We start from the raw sequence: 16,650 nt of genomic DNA on the forward strand, positions 1-16,650 counted from the left end.
ATCATCCTGTTATTCATAGTTTATTTTCAAATACTTGACAGAAAATTATCTTTATTTTTAATATAGTAACACACAGTATACGATGAAAAATAAAATGATTTGAATCAATTAATAAAAACTTATGATACAAGCATCTTTCCTATTAGCAAACCTAAGATGCTCCCGATTATTGTGACAATAATATATGTAAAGAAAAGAACATATTGCCTTTTTTTGAAAAGTTGGACTGCTTCTACACTAAAAGTAGAATAAGTTGTAAACCCCCCACAAAATCCAGTAACTACTAATAAAAAATAACCCTCATTAGAAATTGTTACAAACAAGCCAAGTAGGAACGAACCAATTATATTAATCAACAATATTGAAATCGGTAATCTCTGCTTGTCATGAAAGTAGCTTTGGATAAACTCACCTAACAAATACCTTGAACAGGAACCGATTGCACCTCCGACGAATACACTTATCATACTTTTTCTCCCTTAGCTCTTCCTAAATTTTCTGCTATTTTCATTCCGACCATAACTAGTAAAAGACTGCTTATGATAGAACAGCTAACGTATAAAAAGGCTATTTCTATTGGCAGAAGTGTAAGTTCTAAACTAAAGGTAGACATTGTCGTAAATCCTCCACAAAAACCAGTGCCCATTAGGAGTCTTAACCACCCTTTAGCTTTTGTTAATAAAATAGATGTGGTAATAAATCCAAGTAAGAAACTACCTCCTGCATTTATAACCAAAGTTGAATAAGGAAAAATTCCCGATGGAAGAACAAGAGATACAAAATAACGTAATAAAGATCCACTAGCACCACCCAGTCCAACAAAAAAGCTGTTAAGAACTTTTTCTTTCATATAAAATCTTCCCTTCAATTTAACAGGCTGTTTTCAATGGTTTGATATCGATTTGCGAACATACTTTTACTTAGGACAAAGACCTTTCTTCATGCTCTTTCCGTTGATATTTTCACTTTTCCTCATGAAATAAAGTTAAATTATTCCGGTTAACGTACTTAACAAAAGATGATATATTTTTGAAAACAAAACCTAGCAAGAACCAAATAAAATTATACCATTTCCAAGTGATTTTCAGACATAAATGACTAGGTTCACAAAACATTAAATTGCTAAATCCTCACTTGAATTGGTGGTAGAACGAACACCTCAGTAAAATTTACGACGTGGAAACAAGAACCTATAGCCTGCCAAAGAATACCCAAACAGCATTAGCGTCGGAGCATTCTGAGTAACTGTGTACAAAAGTGTAATTATCTTCTATAAAAAACAGACTTCTTATAATTAAGAAGTCTACTTTGTATTCTATGATATTATCTTTTATTCTTCATCTTCCATTATTTGATAAGCCTTTTCAAACAGTAATTGTTGACTGTCAATAATTGGTTCATCTGGCTTTCTCATTACATAATGATAATCTCCATATTCATTCTGCTCTCTTGCTTTCACATTATCTTCTAACGCACTCGCCAAAATAAAATTCACTCGTTTTTTAATCGACCCTTCATAAACCGGAAATAATATTTCCACTCGCTTTTCCATATTTCTTGTCATCATATCCGCTGAAGAAAGGTAGGTTTTTTCTTCACCATTATGATGAAATAGATAAATTCGACTATGTTCTAAAAATCTTCCAACAATGCTTCGTACTTTAATATTCTCACTTACACCAACCAAACCTGGTCGTAAACAACAAGTACCCCTGATAATTAAATCAATTTTCACTCCAGCATTGGAGGCTTCATAAAATTTAGTAATAATCACTTTATCTGTTAACGAATTCATTTTTGCAATAATCCGTCCATTCCCAAACCTTTTTTGGAAGCTAATTTCATCATCAATTAAATTGATAAAGTCTTTTCGAATATCAAATGGTGCTACAGATAAATGATGAAAAATTGGCTTTTCAGTATAACCACTTAAATAATTAAAAAAATTAGTCGCATCGATTCCAAACTTCCTTTTTGACGTTACGATTCCCATATCTGTATATATTTTTGCAGTTTGATCATTATAATTTCCAGTCCCTAAATGAACAAACCGTTCGATACGATTATTCTTTCTTCTAACGACAAGGGTTATCTTACTATGTGTTTTCAAGTAAGTCATACCATATATGACATGACACCCTGCTTTCTCAAGCTCTTTTGCCCATTGTACATTATTTTCTTCGTCAAAACGTGCTTTTAATTCAACTAACACAGTAACTTGCTTTCCCTTTTCTGCTGCACCTTTTAACGCCTCAATAATCGGTGATCCTCCGCTCACACGATAAAGGGTTTGTTTAATAGCTAAAACATCTGGGTCAACGGCTGCATCAGCAATAAATTCAACAACAGGCTCAAACGATTCGTAGGGATGATGCAAAAAAATATCTCTTTCAGAAACTTTATCGAATATATTTTCATCTGAAGATAAATCACGTGGTGGTTGGGGAATTAACGTTTCATAAGTTAAATGCTCTCTTATACTTGCAACCTCTTTATAAAAACTAAATAGAATCGTTAAATCCAGTGGACCGTCAATTTCGTAGACATCTTTTTCATGAACTTCAAGTTCTTCAGTTAGATACTTTAATATATTTTCGTCAAATCCTCTCCGCTGAATTTCAAGACGGACAGCTAATCCCCATTTACGTTTTTTTAATTCCTTTTCAATTTCTTTAAGTAAATCACGTGCACCTTCTTCATGAATCGTCATATCAGCATTTCTTGTGATTCTAAAAATAGAAACAGAAACAACCTTATACCCTTTAAATAATTTATTTATAAAGTGACTGATTATATCTTCAAGTAAGATATACTCTACTTTATTGTTTGATGAATTTAATCTTACAAAACGGTCTAATACAGCTGGAACCTGAACAAGAGCTGTCTTATATTCATTCTTCTCTATTACTTTATCATCCCTTATGACAATTGCTAGATTAATACTTTTATTTAAAAGCATCGGAAATGGTCGATACGCATCGATTGCCATCGGTGTTAAGACAGGAAATATTTGTTCATCAAAATAGTCTTCAATCAATACTAACTGCTCTCTCGATAATTGTCCTACCTTAAGAAATTCAATATTTTCTTCATTTAATGTTGGTAAAATAAGTTGATTAAACGTATCGTATTGTAATTCAACCAACTTATGAGTCTTTTTAGTAATATCATTCAACTGCTGTATAGGTGTCAAACCTGCTTTATTCTCTGGTTTATTAAAACCAGCCTTTACTTGGTCTTTTAAACCTGCAACACGTACCATAAAAAACTCATCTAAGTTTGAACTAAATATTGATAAGAATTTCATCCGCTCTAATAAAGGGTTTCGCTCATCCAGCGCCTCTTCCAACACCCGTTCATTAAATGCAAGCCAACTTAGTTCTCTATTGTTATAATACATTGGACTTTGAAGTTCTACAGAATGTTTCTCTATTATTTTCATTCTTCTGCCACCCTTTTAATCGACAAATTCTTACAATATTTATTATAATAACATTTCTTATATAGTATTTTTGTAAATTTTATGTAAATTTTTTGTTATTATTTTGTAAATCGGGATATTCAAACGATAGCTCATCTCTAAATAGAAAAGGAATTTGTTTTTCGTTTGGTATGCAGTGAATGGTGGTTCCTCTATCTTTCCTCGATAATTAAAGGCTATATTCTGCAAGCTTCTTAAGCAGACAAGAATATAGCCCAGATAAATTTAATACCAATCTATCATTTTAGAATGGTTGGTTATTTGTCATTAAACTTTACAACTACAGACTTTTTCAATACTTTTTCTAAGTGCTTTTTCTGTTTTTCAACTTGATATTGTTCATGTCTCCAGTCTTGGTTACATGTCATATAAAAAGTGAGTTCATCACCATTCATTTCTAGTTTTATGTCTTCAATAATTTTTCGATTCGTTGCATGCAGGTTAAAAGCAAATTTAACAATCGCACCTAATAGCCTGTATGTTGTTAACTCTTCCTTGGAAAACCAGTGGCTATATAATGAAACATATCTCCTAAAAGATGCATGACTAGTAAACGAGGCAATTAAGGCAATAATAATACGTTCACGGTGTAGCAACCCATCAATCGTTCTATTTGCTAATAAATAAAACGTATGTTGACTACTTGACTCAGAATCAATATATGTTCCGATATTAAAAACAAAGGCACCTCGTTTTAAAAAAGTAGTATCATTTTTGTTAATCGAAACTAGACCTACATTCGTTAAAAGGTCTTTTATCATAAGAGCACTATTAGTTACCTGAAAAACATGATTGATATTAATATTATAATCTGTAGCTAACTCATAAAAACTTTCTTCAATAACATTGGGAAAGATAGATAATCCGAAATTTTTGGTTAATTCTTCATAAAAAACACCGTCTCTTAAGCCTTTTCTACTTAAAGCGAAATGATCTGTTTGGACGATATCCATCAAGCTGGAAAACACTTCCACTGCCGGAAGGATGATATCAGCACGATCCTTTGATAAACCTTCAACACGTTGAATTTCAGGGAAAGTCAAGGACTGTAAATATCCTTTTATATCCGTTATCCCCTGTTTGTTCATCGTATATTGATGAACACCTGCTAATGGGTAACCAATAAATTCTTGGTGGATCTGAACTAAGTTTCTTGCACTCCCACCAATACCGATAAGCGGAAGCTTTTTATCTAGAATCCAATTGAGTGATGTGAATTTCTCCATTATAAATTCTCTTAGAGTATTTATTTCTTCAACTGTTGGGATATCAGAATCTACAAATTGCTTTTTTAGTGAAAGGGCACCAAAAGGAAAACTGTGATACTTTATTAATTTACGATCTTCAAAATATGTAAGCTCAGTACTTCCCCCACCAATATCTATCGTGATTCCGCTCTTAAATGGTGTTGAATTAACAACAGCTAAGTACCCATAAAATGCTTCCTCATATTCAGATAAAATTCGTAGAGTAAAATCCGTTTCTAGCTTTACCTTATCTTGTATCTCTTGTTTATTTTGGGACTGCCTAATCGTTGCTGTTGCTACACATTTAACTTCATTTATCTTGTGATGCCTAGTAATTCCCTGAAAACTTTGCAGAGTGTTTATTAAAATATGTATACCTATATTATTTAAAACGGAACTTTCAGATAAATAATTCCGCAGTCTTGCAACAGTCTTTACATTTTCAATCTCTTTTAATCGACCGCTTTTATCCCGTAAATAAATAACAAGTCTCATCGTATTTGAGCCAATATCAATAATTGCGTATTTTTCCTGATCCACTTTTTATCCCCCACGTCTTCACTCATATAAAATAAGGTACATTATATCACATCTATACATATGATATAGTGTGTTATTTATTTAGGCTCTTTTCTAAAAGTTTGTTGCTCTAATACTAATAAAAATCGGCTTTTGGATTTTTATTATCTAAATTGAAGCGATCTCCAGTGGGATATCAGAGTCATTTAACGAAAAGAGCACGAAGATAGGCTGAATACGTAAAGATTTACTTTTTACGAAAAACAACAATCTTTGCGAAAACAGCCTTTATTTATGAATAGCTGTTTTTGAGTAGTCAAAAAGCATATTTTCGTGTTGTATGTCATTTTTGACTCCATAATTGATTGTATAAATTTTTATAAACTTCAGAAAATTTTTCATATTAGTAGGAGGAATTATATGATTCACATTGTTAAGCAAGGAGAATCACTTGGAATAATTGCCGCAAATTACCGAATTCCTTTAAATCAATTATTGGCAGCTAATAACATTCCTAACCCTAATACAATTAATATTGGCCAACAAATTACGATTCCACATCTGCCTGACCCTGATTCGATACCCTACTCTATTCACATATCAATCTCCACTAAACGATTAATCCTTAGAAGCAACGGACAAGTTATAAAAGAGTATCCTATTGCTGTTGGTGCAATGGTTACAGCTACTCCAGTTGGAGACTTTGTCATCGTTAATCGCGAGCCAAACCCAGGAGGACCTTTTGGGGTGATGTGGTTGAGTTTATCTAAATTACATTACGGGATACATGGAACAAACAACCCTGCCTCAATTGGAAATGCTGTCTCTCACGGCTGTATTAGAATGTATAATTACGATGTATTAGAACTAGCATCGATCGTACCTAATGGGACTAAAGTTTACATAAGACCTTAAGATTTTATTAAGATTATGTAAGGATAGTATTCAAACAAGGACAAATCCCTTATAATGACAAATATAGTAATTGATCCAGCATTATAAGGAGCGAACAAATGAAGATATTTCGAAATCGAAACTTTCTTAAACTTTTCTACGCTGCACTTTTTTCACAATTAGGAACAACAATTGGAAATATGGCATTTGCTTTTTATTTACTTGATCACTTCAGTCAACAACCTTCATATGCGACAATAGCAGAACTAATGTACTCTTTACCAACAATAGTTGTATTTTTTATTGTCGGGGTTGTAGCAGATCGCTTTGATCGAAAAAAAGTCGCAGAAAACTGTGATTGGATTCGAGCTGCACTAACCATTGTCCTTTTTGGTGCTCTATTTTTAAACTCTGTTCCTCTCGTATTCTTAATCTTATTTTTACGAAGTGCAGTAACCAAGTTCTTCTTCCCAGCTGAGAACAGTCTAGTTCAAGGAATACTAAACAAGGAACAATATGCGCAAGCAGCAGGATTAAATCAAATGCTCTTTAGCATATTCATGATCTTTGGAGTTGGTATTGGGGCCATTATCTATAAAACAATTGGAATTCATGGAGCAGTAGTCGTCGATTTTGTCAGCTTCATCATTTCTGGGTTATTGATTCGTAATTGTAAAATCCCAACAGCTGCCAGGCTACCGAATGGTAAAATTGAATGGAAGGATATCAGCATTAAATCTTCTGTTAAAGACTTTAAAGCTGGTATCGTTTATATCATAAAGAACCGTCTGTTAGCAGTATTGGTTTTTGGCTTTTTCATTTTCGGAATCGTAAATGGATCGTTTGCCATATTGCCTATGTTTACTATGAAATATGAATTCTCACCTACCAATTATGAATGGTATGCATCTTTCTTTGCTTTATCTTTGGGGTTAGGACTCTTAACAGGTAGTGGCATTGGGACTCTAATTGCTTCAAAATTCAAACCACATCAATTAGTGATTTTCCCAATATTTATTACTAGTCTACTGATCTTCTTCTTAGGTGTAACGAACAACGTAACTGTATTTTTAGCCATAGTTTTTGTAATTGGAATGTGTTTAGGTCCTATAAATATTGCAATTGGAGGTTGGATGCCGAAAATTGTTCATCCAAAATTGATGGGCAGAGTTAGTGGCTGGATAGATCCTTTAATGATGCTTGCACAATCAATAACATTAGGATTGATCGCTTTCCTATTCCCTAAAATAATTGAAACAATTGATTATTTATACTACGGAATGGCTTTAATTATTCTCTTAGTTTCGCTGTTCTATGCATTTACTCTTCCTAGATTAAGCAAAGCCTTCGAAATTAATGAAAAACGTATTCAAAGGCAACGTAGTAAGAAAACAAGTACAAATATTCATTCCTTTTAAAAAGCTGACATTATGTTGGCTTTTTTCTTCTCGATTGGTTAAGCCCTTCTACATATAAAGTTCTAAAGAAAACTACCTTTCCTATATACGGTCTATAGGGCAATTAATAATGAAAAGGGAAAATCCATGAATGTTTGAAATTAAATGGTCATATACTTGTTGTTTTCCTTTACTCCAAGTATAATTTAACTAGGCTATACTATTAACTACAACAACCGATTATTGGAATTATTCTATATACCATTTGTTTAAGCTAACAAATGGCAAATATTTATTTAAAACAAACTTAAAAATCGGTTCAGTAAAGGAGAGAAACAATGGACGATCATAGTAGACTCGATCCAACAAAACAGCTTACAATTGATAACCTCGCACGTGCTATTTATGTTGTCAACCGCCATGCTAAAACCGCTCCAAACCCTAAATTTTTATATGAATTAAAAAAGAAAGCACTGCTAAAACTTGTCCATGAAGGTAAAGCAAAAAAAGAAGGTCTTCACTTTTCTAATAACCCAAAATACAGCAAGCAACAATCTGATGTACTCGTATCAGCTGGAGAGTATTACTTTCACATGCCTCCTACAAAAGAGGACTTCGATCAACTTCCACATTTAGGATCCTTGAATCAAACATATCGTAATCCCAAAACACATATGTCATTAACAAAAGCGAAAGTTCTTATTCAAGATTATGTAGGAATTAAAGAAGAGCATCACCCACCAAAACCACATCAATCAAAAAAAACTCGTACATACCAAAAACCAGTCTTCAAAAAACTAGGAGAAAGTTATAGGTAATACGAAAAGTGAAAGCTCCTTGGTAGGTCCGACTAGCTTAAGTCAGGCCTCTATATGAAGGTGCTCTTTGCCTTCATATAGAGGATTGGCTTATGACTCGAGGAACTAGGCGCTGCAGCTAAACAATACGAAAAGTGAAAGCGTCCTTTGGTAGGCCCGACTAGCTTAAGCTTAAGTCAGGCCTATATGTGAAGGTGCTCATTGCCTTCATATAGGCTTATGACTCGAGGAACTAGATCGGAAACAACACTTCCACATTTTTCTTCAAATCAGCAAAATATCTTGGAACCTCAGTTGCATCAAGTCCATAATATAGCGAACTAACTAGTTGTTGGTAGTACATAGCTTGTTTCTGATAACCACGATTAAAACAACTCCATATTTGATCACCTTGATGCTGATAATGCTTTATCAAGTCATTACTATTGTCCAATTTATCTGCTGCAATTAAGGCTTTTATTTCTAAAGATGCTGTTGATGCCTTTTTAATCGTATCTGCTTTTCGATCTTCCCATCCTAACGCCTTATTTTCTGAATTCGCTAAAACAAGTTGTGTAATTTCATTTCCAAATAACCTTTCTAACTGAAATTCTGTAACTTCTGTGTCTTCAAGGACATCGTGCAAATACCCTGCTGCAACAACAGAACTTGAGAAACCACAGTTTCTTAACGTTTGAGCTACATTTTCTAAATGGGAAAAATATGGGTCACCACTGATCTTTCTTTTTTGCCCTAGATGTGCCTCTGCAGCAAAGTCCTTAGCTTGTTTGATTTTTATCACCATTTAAACACTCCAAAAAAGGCTGCATGTTTTTTTCATGCAACCTGATTATTTATTAATAATATTATGCACTTATCATTCTATTGTAAAGATAAATCCCTAGAAAAGGGCCTATAAAATAAACTCATCAATCATTTTCACTAGCTCGTTAATTTCCGGCTTACTAATTTGTGCACTTGCACCTACTAACTTTCCTTTATGGCGCAGATCATCAGTAATTAAAGATGAGAAAATGATTACCGGTAAAACACTTAACGAATGTTCCTCTTTAATACGTCTAGTTAAATGATGTCCATCCATTTGTGGCATTTCAACGTCTGTTATAACGAGTTGAACCTCATCTTCTATTGCTTTCCCTGATTCCACAATAGATAATAAGTAGTCTAACGCATCTTTTCCATTCTCAAAAAATTCTAGTTGATGGAAGCCTGCTTCATTTAACGTTTCTTGCAATAGTTTACGTAATAATGGTGAATCCTCTGCTGTTACTAGTTTTTTTACAGAACGTTCTCTCGTTCCTAATTTTTTTATTGACTCAATATTAATCCCTGACTCAGGGTTTATGTCTACGACTATTTTTTCAAAGTCCAAGAGTAATACCATTTCTTCATTAATTTTCACTACTCCTGTAACTTGACTATCTAAGCCTTGATACATACTAGTTGGCTTTTCGATTCGATCCCATGAGATCCGATGAATTTGTGTGACTGAATGCACATGAAAAACGACTTTGGTTTTATTAAATTCAGTTACAATAAATTTCTCACTTCTTTGATCATTACTTGGTTCAAAACCAAGAGCTTTTGCAATATTTACTACAGGTAAAATTTCACCACGAATATCGATAATTCCATCTACATTGGGATGGGCATGTGGTATTTTCGTAACTTTAATAGGTTGAATAATTTCCTTCACTTTAATAACATTAATACCAAATTTATTTTGACCTACACTAAATTCAACAATTTCTAATTCATTAGTACCACTTTCAAGTAGAATTCCCTTTTGTTGATCCATTTTATTCTTCCTTCCATGTATACAGACTTTGTATTATATATATCGGCATAAGTTCTCAAATTTTAAGTGATTTGTATTATTCCAATTAATTAGCAATTTCTATCATTACTTCAAATACATAGCTGATTAACGATGAGCTGCTACATGAAAAAGTTTCCTTACTTGTCCAATTTATTAGTAATGGTGGTAATCCTAGTCACTTGTATAATGAATCCTTGGTTAGCGGACAACTTTACGAAAAATTCATCTTCTTTTGAAGACCGCTATTCTTTAAAGAGCAAGCATTTAGCAAAGAATGAACTAAAATGTTGACTCATTAGGGTCTGACCTCTCTCAAACCCTAATACATTTAACTTTTTAATAAAGTTAAAGTCCCTATATCTAAAGTTTGAGGGGCCTGACCCTTTGATTTTGAGTCACTCTCTCATCAATATAAATAATTCAGCACTCTTTCGTCAGCCAGATTAGTATTAATTGGACATTTTCTAGTATCTCGACCATATTGCCAAACCAATACATTCGCTTTGCATTTTGGTGTAGCAGGGGTAAATCTTGGCGCCTTCCGTTCAGAAGTAGCACCAGTTTCTGGCCCAGCACTCCATAGGATTGCCTGGATGACTACTTCATTGTTTTGCTGTACAGCTTGACAATATGCCTCTAAGAAATCCCCTTTTACAGGATCATGAAAAATACCCGATCTGTATCCAGATGGTAACAATGTTTCTATCCAACCTCTAATCCAAGCTTCATCTACTTTAAATAAGTGTTCCACATCTGCAAATAGCACAATATTTTTCGGAATTCCTAACCTCCTGGCATGAAAAACAGCATTTCTTGCCGATAATCTTGCTTCTTCATAACCAACAGCTTCAGTCATAACATTGTATATAGGTAAAATTTTAACTCCTTTACCTCTTATAAAGCTTATTTCTTCTTTAGTTAATCCACTTGAAACATTTGCTCTCTCCGTTAAGTATCGACACCAATATTTAGGTACACCAAATTGACGTTTTACACAATCGTAAAATTCTTGATCAACTGGATTAGCTGAATCTACACCCCATACTTTACGTGCCAGAGATCTCACACCCTTTCTCTCTTAGCTCTACTCATATATATGAGTGCATGGGTTGTCTAAAACATACATTCATCAGTTTGTTGAATATTTTATTATACACATGTATAGTCTTCGAATTTATATTTGAATGACAAAGTTTGTGGGGTTGCATAGTCTATGTTTGATGGAGGAAACTAAAAACTGTCATCACAACGATTGTTTAAGGATTTTCTCAAACAAAACAGGCTTATCCTTTTGCCTTTTTATCGCTATTGAAAGCTTGAAATCGTAAAATTAAAACAAAAAAGTTTTTTTGAAATAAACCTTCACTACACTCTCAATACTCTACAACTTAAGAATAATATAGCATTCTTGTGTTTCTCTTGTTATAATCCTTTTTGTAAATCGTTTCAAACGATTAAACGGGACGGGCTGAGGGTTACACTAAAGGAAGGTAAACAGTGAATAAATTTTTTCAACTTAAAGATAATCACACAACTATCAGAAAAGAAATGCTAGCGGGAACAGTTTCCTTTTTCACCATTGTTTATATTGTAGTCGTCAATGCATCGATATTATCTGATGCTGGGATTCCATTAGAGGCAGGGATTATTGCTACAGTATTAACCTCAATCGTTGGTTGCTTTATAATGGGTTTTTATGGAAATACACCTATTATTTTGGTACCAGGTATGGGTGTAAATGCCTTATTTACTTATACAATTGTTTTAGGAATGGGTCTGACTTGGCAGGAAGGTTTAGCTGTTGTCTTTGTAGCTGGTCTCCTATTTACAATAATATCTTTTACCAAGTTAGCTACTATCATTTCTGAATCGATTCCACATTCTCTAAAAGAGGCTATTACTGTTGGAATTGGCTTTTTTCTTACCTTTATTGGTTTGCAAAAAGGTGGAATTGTTGTTTTAAACGAAGAAACGTTTGTATCACTCGGTGATTTTAGTGAACCAACCGTTTTTCTAACACTCATTACTTTAGTCCTAACAGTTATTTTATTTGCAAAACGCATACCTGGAAACTTTTTGATAAGCATTGGTTTGGGTACAATTTTAGCAGGATTATTTGGACAATTAGCATTTGATTCCGTTACACAACCACAGAATTCTATGGAATCATACAAAGATGTTTTCGCAGCTATGTCGTTTAATCGGATAGCAGATTTAACTTTTTGGACAGCAACATTTTCGTTAACATTGGTTATCGTATTTGAGAATATCGGACTTGTATACGGACAGGTTCATATGATTAACCGTCCAGAAAAATATAAGCGTGCCTTTCAAGCTAATGCGTTATCCACTATTACATCAGGAATTTTCGGCTCTAGTCCAACGGTAAGCACTGTTGAAACAGCTGCAGGAATTACTGCTGGGGGAAGAACAGGCCTCACATCAGTAACAACTGGACTTCTGTTTATAAGCTCGCTATTGTTTTTACCGTTTATTAAATTAATTCCTGATAGTGCAATTGCTCCCATACTGATTTTAATTGGAAGCCTAATGATCCAAAACATCCAACATATTGATTTGGAAGATTTCAGTGAGAGTTTCCCTTCCTTTTTGATTATTGCCTTAATACCATTAACGTATAGTATTGTTGACGGAATGGCATTTGGATTTATTATGTATCCAGTAATGAAAGTTGTGTTAAAGAGAAGCAAAGAAGTTAAACCTGCACTTTATTTTATAGCCGGGTTATTTTTACTCAACTTTATTTTTCATTCTCTACAATGAAAGTGATGGGAAAATGCCTATTTTTCAGCATTTTCCTTTTTGGTCTGGAAGGAAATAAGTAAGGATGGTATGAGGTTTCACACCTCCAATGTCTTTCTTTCAATAGACATACACCCAATCCTCCTTTATTGCATATCGTAACCGTGAAGGTTCATGTGAGAGGAGAGATTTTAAGAATGTATCCATATAATCGTCAATTTACTATTCAAATTCCCGGCTTCCCACAGCAAGGAGGACAGGGAGGTTTTCCACAATTTCCTCCTGGAGGGTTTGGCCAAGGCCAACCACCTTTTGGCCCTCCTGGTGGATTTGGAGGAGGAAGCCAAGGTCAAGGTGGCCCTCCATTAGGTCCGCCTCCAAGTGCTATACCTGCTGAGCAAAGTCAAGGTCAATTTGGTGTATTTGCTGTAGATCCAGGTGGAATTCGTGGATGTCTATTCAACTTTACCTATATCCGCCTAAATAATGGTCGTGGCTTTTGGTACTACCCTACCTTTGTTGGAAGAAACTCGGTTGCTGGTTATCGTTGGCGAAGAAATCAATTTCGTTGGGACTATTTCGGTATAGATTTAGACCGAATTCGTTCATTCAGTTGTAGATAATGTAATTGGTCCAACATGTAAAGGGTCAATGTCATTGTATAGACAACAAAAAGAAGTTCACTTAAAAGTATAGATTCAACACATTGTGTTGTTACATACTTTTAAGTCAACTTCTTATAAAAAAATAGTTCATCATTATACTAGGTACTCTTCTAAAAGTTTGTTGCGCAAGTACTAATAAAAATATTTTGGCTTTTTATGATCTAAATTGAAGCTATCTCCAGAGGGTTATCAGAGTGATTTAACGAAAAGGACACGCACGAAAATATACTTAAAACATGTACATTAGTGCTTTGTGGAATACAACATTCTTTACAAAAACAGCTTTATATCAAAGCTTCATTAGAATGTCGTTGCAAGAATTGATGTCTTCTTTTAGCTTGAGAAATAATGGTTTGGATTTCCTTTTTATAAAAATTCATATGTGATCGAGTTATAGCAAAAAACATTTCAGATTCTAATTTATCAACTATTTCTTGTTCTTCTTTAGTTAAAAGTTCTTTGTCAACAATTATCATGTCCATCACCTCTACTTTCACATTATTTACTACTTTTCTATAAAGTTTATAAATATATATCAATACTGACTAATTACGGACAGTAGTACATAGTTATATGAAATTTCCTTCGAATCTTAAAATGAAAGAAGAAGATTATCCATCAACATTCTAACAACTATCTATAGATTCGAAGTTACCACCTCATTTATGTCGGTTCACTATAATTTTGTCCCCTTATGAAAACGGAACCAACCCATTTTATAAAAAAACCAAATCATTGTGACGCTAATAACAACCATGATTCCTAAGACAATAAAATAGCTATATTTCCATGCTAACTCAGGCATATATTCAAAATTCATTCCATATAAACCAGCTATAAAAGTTAGCGGTAAGAAAATTGATGACATGACAGTTAACGTCATCATAACTCGATTCATACGATCAGAGCTAATCGATAAATAACTATCTCTTATATCTGCAGATATTTCACGGTTTGCATCAATCATTTCAACTAACTTCAATAAATGGTCATAGACATCATGAAAATAAATATGTCTTTCTTTTATTGAATTAAATCTTGAGGAGGAAATTATTCGATATAAGAGGTCTCGCATCGGGATGATCGTTCTTCTAAGTTTATTCAATTCAGAACGAATATCAAATACTTGTTCCATTAACTCACTAATTGTTAAATCACTAGTGTTGTCCTCAACATGATTAATTAAATCCTCAAGTTTATAAACAGGAGGGAAATAATCATCTACCAAATAATCAATAATAAGATACATAATTTGTAACGGATTGCTTTTTAAACTTTCCTCTTTTTTTACACGATGCCATAGATTATTGATATCTCTAATCGCCTCTTTATGAAACGTGACGATAAAGTTTTCTGAAACAAATATATCGACCTCATCTGGTTCTAGCCTTTTCTGATTTATAGAATGAATAACGACAAAAAGGTAACTATCATAGAAATCCATTTTGGGCCGTTGAACAAACTCTAAACAATCTTCTATAGCTAAAGGGTGAAAGTGAAAGAACCGTGATAATTCCATTTCTTCTTCAGAAGTTGGATCATGAAAATCCACCCAATACCATTGTATGTCCATGCTTTTTAATTCTTTTAATGGAAGATCGTAAATAACTTCCTTCTCTTTTGTAATAGCTAATGTTTGAATCAAATCTTTCCACTACTTTCTTTGGATCTATTCATTTTCACTATACCCCCGATTTGCACTCACCAAACCTTAGTCTATGAGACTTTATACGTACTTTACTCTTTTATTAATTTAAATCGATTCCATCCCCTTTCCTTTATATAAATGGTAAAATAACAGCTATATATAATATTAATAGGATTGATATTTTCCATGAGGAGGTTAATAATGGAGCACTTAGTAAATACACGAGTAAAACAAATAGAACTTTCAGGGATTAGAAAATTCTTTAATATGGTTGCTGAATATGAAGATGTAATCTCTCTTACGATTGGACAACCTGATTTTGATACACCTCAACATGTTAAAGATGCTGGAATAAAAGCGATTGAGGATAATTTTACGTCATATACACATAATGCCGGTTTTTATGACCTCCGTGTTGCAGCATGCGAATATGTCTTAAGAAAGTATGGTCTTACATACTCACCTGAAAATGAAGTTATTGTAACCGTAGGAGCCAGTCAAGCTATCGATTGTACTTTTCGCACCTTATTAGAAGAAGGTAGCGAAGTTATCTTACCGAGCCCTGTCTATCCAGGATATGAACCTCTTATAAGGCTTGCAGGTGGTAAACCAATCCTAGTTGATACGACTAGTAATCAATTTAAATTAACTGCAGATTTACTGGCACCATATATTAATGAAAAAACAAGATGCATCGTGCTTCCGTACCCGTCAAATCCTACTGGAGTCACATTAGAAGAAGATGAGCTAAAAGAAATAGCCGAACTAATTCGCGATAAAAATATATTCGTCTTATCTGATGAAATTTATAGTGAACTTGTATACGGAAAATCTCATCAATCAATTGCAAAATTTTTACGAGAGCAGACAATTGTCATTAATGGTCTTTCAAAGTCACATAGTATGACAGGGTGGCGAGTTGGCTTATTATATGCACCAAAAGCAGTTACAAAGCACTTATTGAAGGTTCATCAATATAATGTCTCCTGTGCTACCTCTATTTCACAAAAAGCTGCGTATGAGGCACTAACAAATGGCATAAATGATGCTGTTCAGATGAAACAAGCATATGAAGAACGATTAAATTATGTCTATAATCGTCTAGTGGGTATGGGGTTTGAAGTTGTTAAACCGGATGGTGCCTTTTATCTTTTTCCATCTGTTAAAAAGTTCAATCAATCTTCGTTTGATTTCGCTTTGTCTTTGGTTAAACATGCAGGAGTAGCATTAGTTCCAGGTAGTGCGTTTTCTAGTTATGGAGAAGGATATGTTCGTCTTTCATATGCATATTCTATGGAACAATTGGTGGAAGCAATGAATCGCATTGAATATTATTTAAAAGAGTAATATTTTCACTAAAACAGCGGCAATCGCCGTTGTTTTAGTTTAACTATTATTC

At 33.7% G+C, this 16,650-nt stretch carries 15 protein-coding genes; 6 read left to right on the top strand and 9 right to left on the bottom strand.

The window, feature by feature from the left end; all coding sequences use genetic code 11:
* Window positions 1-119: 119 nt before the first annotated feature.
* The 4 genes from crcB to AC6CHR_RS09655 all read right to left on the bottom strand — a co-directional run bounded on the left by crcB (window position 120) and on the right by AC6CHR_RS09655 (window position 5,268).
* Window positions 120-467 carry a fluoride efflux transporter CrcB gene (gene crcB / locus AC6CHR_RS09640; RefSeq protein ID WP_498248432.1) on the bottom strand — a complete coding sequence of 116 codons (348 nt, stop codon included), beginning with the start codon at window positions 465-467 and terminating at the stop codon, window positions 120-122.
* Complete coding sequence (locus tag AC6CHR_RS09645) at window positions 464-850, bottom strand: fluoride efflux transporter FluC (RefSeq protein ID WP_498248433.1); 387 nt, start codon at window positions 848-850, stop codon at window positions 464-466. Before AC6CHR_RS09645 ends, crcB begins: the two co-directional genes overlap by 4 nt.
* A 480-nt stretch (window positions 851-1,330) precedes the next feature.
* Window positions 1,331-3,442, bottom strand: a complete 2,112-nt coding sequence (locus tag AC6CHR_RS09650; RefSeq protein ID WP_498248434.1) for an RNA degradosome polyphosphate kinase — start codon at window positions 3,440-3,442, stop codon at window positions 1,331-1,333.
* Between the two features lie 296 nt (window positions 3,443-3,738).
* A complete protein-coding gene (locus tag AC6CHR_RS09655) occupies window positions 3,739-5,268 on the bottom strand; it encodes a Ppx/GppA phosphatase family protein (RefSeq protein WP_498248435.1) in 1,530 nt (509 codons plus the stop codon).
* Between the two features lie 399 nt (window positions 5,269-5,667).
* On the opposite strand from AC6CHR_RS09655, the gene AC6CHR_RS09660 reads away from it, so the two are divergent.
* The 3 genes from AC6CHR_RS09660 to AC6CHR_RS09670 all read left to right on the top strand — a co-directional run bounded on the left by AC6CHR_RS09660 (window position 5,668) and on the right by AC6CHR_RS09670 (window position 8,356).
* Window positions 5,668-6,162 carry a L,D-transpeptidase family protein gene (locus AC6CHR_RS09660; protein ID WP_498248436.1) on the top strand — a complete coding sequence of 165 codons (495 nt, stop codon included), beginning with the start codon at window positions 5,668-5,670 and terminating at the stop codon, window positions 6,160-6,162.
* A gap of 98 nt (window positions 6,163-6,260) precedes the next feature.
* Window positions 6,261-7,559, top strand: a complete 1,299-nt coding sequence (locus tag AC6CHR_RS09665) for an MFS transporter (protein ID WP_498248437.1) — start codon at window positions 6,261-6,263, stop codon at window positions 7,557-7,559.
* A gap of 317 nt (window positions 7,560-7,876) precedes the next feature.
* Window positions 7,877-8,356, top strand: coding sequence for a YkyB family protein (locus AC6CHR_RS09670; protein WP_498248438.1), 480 nt, complete (start codon window positions 7,877-7,879; stop codon window positions 8,354-8,356).
* A 232-nt stretch (window positions 8,357-8,588) separates the two neighbouring features.
* Here the strand turns inward: AC6CHR_RS09670 and AC6CHR_RS09675 are convergent, their stop codons facing one another.
* From AC6CHR_RS09675 to AC6CHR_RS09685, 3 genes are all read right to left on the bottom strand, one after another.
* A complete protein-coding gene (locus AC6CHR_RS09675; RefSeq protein WP_498248439.1) occupies window positions 8,589-9,140 on the bottom strand; it encodes an HD domain-containing protein in 552 nt (183 codons plus the stop codon).
* A 108-nt stretch (window positions 9,141-9,248) separates the two neighbouring features.
* Window positions 9,249-10,154 carry a chemotaxis protein gene (locus tag AC6CHR_RS09680; protein WP_498248440.1) on the bottom strand — a complete coding sequence of 302 codons (906 nt, stop codon included), beginning with the start codon at window positions 10,152-10,154 and terminating at the stop codon, window positions 9,249-9,251.
* A gap of 427 nt (window positions 10,155-10,581) precedes the next feature.
* On the bottom strand, window positions 10,582-11,232 hold the full coding sequence (locus AC6CHR_RS09685) for a glycoside hydrolase domain-containing protein (protein WP_498248534.1): 651 nt from the start codon (window positions 11,230-11,232) through the stop codon (window positions 10,582-10,584).
* Between the two features lie 491 nt (window positions 11,233-11,723).
* On the opposite strand from AC6CHR_RS09685, the gene AC6CHR_RS09690 reads away from it, so the two are divergent.
* Both AC6CHR_RS09690 and AC6CHR_RS09695 read left to right on the top strand, forming a co-directional pair.
* Window positions 11,724-12,959, top strand: a complete 1,236-nt coding sequence (locus AC6CHR_RS09690) for an NCS2 family permease (protein WP_498248535.1) — start codon at window positions 11,724-11,726, stop codon at window positions 12,957-12,959.
* 176 nt (window positions 12,960-13,135) lie between these two features.
* Complete coding sequence (locus AC6CHR_RS09695) at window positions 13,136-13,561, top strand: transporter (protein ID WP_498248441.1); 426 nt, start codon at window positions 13,136-13,138, stop codon at window positions 13,559-13,561.
* Between the two features lie 326 nt (window positions 13,562-13,887).
* Here AC6CHR_RS09695 and AC6CHR_RS09700 read toward each other — a convergent pair whose 3' ends face one another.
* Window positions 13,888-14,079, bottom strand: coding sequence for a hypothetical protein (locus tag AC6CHR_RS09700; protein WP_498248442.1), 192 nt, complete (start codon window positions 14,077-14,079; stop codon window positions 13,888-13,890).
* A gap of 200 nt (window positions 14,080-14,279) precedes the next feature.
* Window positions 14,280-15,248, bottom strand: a complete 969-nt coding sequence (gene corA / locus AC6CHR_RS09705) for a magnesium/cobalt transporter CorA (protein WP_498248443.1) — start codon at window positions 15,246-15,248, stop codon at window positions 14,280-14,282.
* A 204-nt stretch (window positions 15,249-15,452) separates the two neighbouring features.
* On the opposite strand from corA, the gene AC6CHR_RS09710 reads away from it, so the two are divergent.
* Window positions 15,453-16,598, top strand: coding sequence for an aminotransferase A (locus AC6CHR_RS09710; RefSeq protein ID WP_498248444.1), 1,146 nt, complete (start codon window positions 15,453-15,455; stop codon window positions 16,596-16,598).
* The last annotated feature ends 52 nt before the right edge of the window (window positions 16,599-16,650 follow it).

Source organism: Metabacillus sp. GQ13, assembly GCF_059758525.1.